Here is a 1,622-nt window from a genome sequence, read left to right as displayed (position 1 = left end):
CTCTGCCACAGCAGGAGGAATCGATGAAGCACGAACACGGTGACACCGACGCCGGCGACCCCGGGGAAGCCGGCGGCCCGCCGACCGCGCCCGCGCTGCGTCTCGCCGGGGAGGAGGACGACGCGGAACCGCACATCGTCCGGGGGATCGACTGACGGCCATCGGATGGCCGTGTCAGGTGAGCGGGTGTGAATAATTCATGCCCGCTCATGCCGGGCACACTGGTTCATCATACAACGATCCTGCAATGCTCATGGCCATGGAAATCGATGTTCTGGGACCACTTGGAGCACGAGTAAACGGCGTTTCGATCGTACCGACTGCCGGAAAACCCCGGCAGATCCTGGCGCTGCTCGCGATTCGCGCGGGCCGCGTGGTCTCCGTGGAGACACTGATCGAAGAGGTGTGGGGAGACGCGGTCCCGCGCAGTGCCGCGCCCACGTTGCAGACGTACATCCTGCAACTGCGCAAGAAGATCACCGATGCCCTGCCCGAGGACAGTGAACTGACGGCGAAGGACATCCTCGCCACGTCCTACGGGGGATATCAGCTCGCCCCGGTGGATCCGATCCGCTGCGACCTCGTGGAGTTCCAGCGGCTGACGGCCCACGGCACCCGTGCCATGGCCGGGAACGCTCCGCACATCGCGAGCGAGAAACTTCGCGAGGGCCTCGGCCTGTGGCGGGGCAACGCCCTGGTCGACGTGCCGCTGGGCGAGGTGTTGCGCATGGAGGTCATCGGGATGCAGGAGGCGCGCACCCGCGCCCTGGAACTGCGGATCGAGGCGGATCTGCAATTGGGCCGGCACGCGGAACTCATCGGCGAGCTCCGCATGCTGGTCGCCCAGCAACCACTGCACGAGAATCTGTGTGCCCAGTTGATGACCGCCCTCTACCGCGCCGGCCACCCCTGGCGGGCTCTGGAGGTCTTCCAGTCCCTGCGCCAGTCCCTGGTCGACGAGCTGGGTGTGGAGCCCTCGCCCCGGCTGCAACGGCTGCACCGCGCGGTGCTGGCCAACGACGACCGGCTGGACCGCTTCACCCCGGCCCAGCGGTTGCTCAGCGCCTGAACCGGGCGGGGCGGCTCACCCGCAGGGTGGTGGTGCGTACGCCGTGCTGACGACGTGGCCGGTGCCGATCCGGTGAGTGGTGAACGTCCACTCCACGGGTCGCACCGGCTCGCCGGTGTCGTCGTGCAGCACGGCGGCCGTGCCCTCCACCCGGAAGCCGAACGTGCCGAACGGCAGTCCCGTGCCCACGCCGAGGGCCTTGGTGTAGGCCTCCTTCAGCGTCCACAGGCGCAGCATGGCGTCGCCCCGCTCGTGTACGGGAAGGGCGCGCAGATCGGTCAACTCCTGTGCGGTGCAGGCTCGTTGTGCGAGCAGGGCGCGGCACCCGGAACGGCCGAGGGCCTCCGCGTCCACGCCGATCGCCCCGTGCAGGCTCAGGGCGAGCACCAGCAGATCACCGGTGTGGCTCAGGCTCAGAGCGAGCCGGTCGCAGCCACGCAGATACGGCCGTCCGGCCGGCCCCCGGGCGAGCTCCAGCCGGTCCGCGGGCACGTCGAGGACGGCCGCCGCGGCGTGCTTGACGAGCCGCCGGGAGGCGGCGAAGCGGGCGCGG

At 69.7% G+C, this 1,622-nt stretch carries 2 protein-coding genes; one reads left to right on the top strand and one right to left on the bottom strand.

Annotated features, from left to right (window positions below; translation table 11 throughout):
* Positions 1-259 precede the first annotated feature (259 nt).
* Complete coding sequence (locus H5J33_RS34525) at positions 260-1,069, top strand: AfsR/SARP family transcriptional regulator (protein ID WP_181798605.1); 810 nt, start codon at positions 260-262, stop codon at positions 1,067-1,069.
* A gap of 15 nt (positions 1,070-1,084) precedes the next feature.
* On the opposite strand, the gene H5J33_RS34520 is transcribed toward H5J33_RS34525, so the two are convergent.
* Positions 1,085-1,622 (bottom strand): 4'-phosphopantetheinyl transferase superfamily protein (locus tag H5J33_RS34520; RefSeq protein ID WP_181798604.1); only part of this gene is annotated, 538 nt, incomplete at its 5' end.

Source organism: Streptomyces sp. WELS2, assembly GCF_013870595.1.
Classification (GTDB): domain Bacteria; phylum Actinomycetota; class Actinomycetes; order Streptomycetales; family Streptomycetaceae; genus Streptomyces.
The sequence above is the reverse complement of the archived record's forward strand: the minus strand, read 5'-3'. Positions and strand labels throughout refer to the sequence as shown.

Coding starts and splice junctions, on each gene's coding strand:
- H5J33_RS34525 (WP_181798605.1), top strand. CDS start 260: ATGGAAATCGATGTTCTGGGACCACTTGGAGCACGAGTAAACGGCGTT.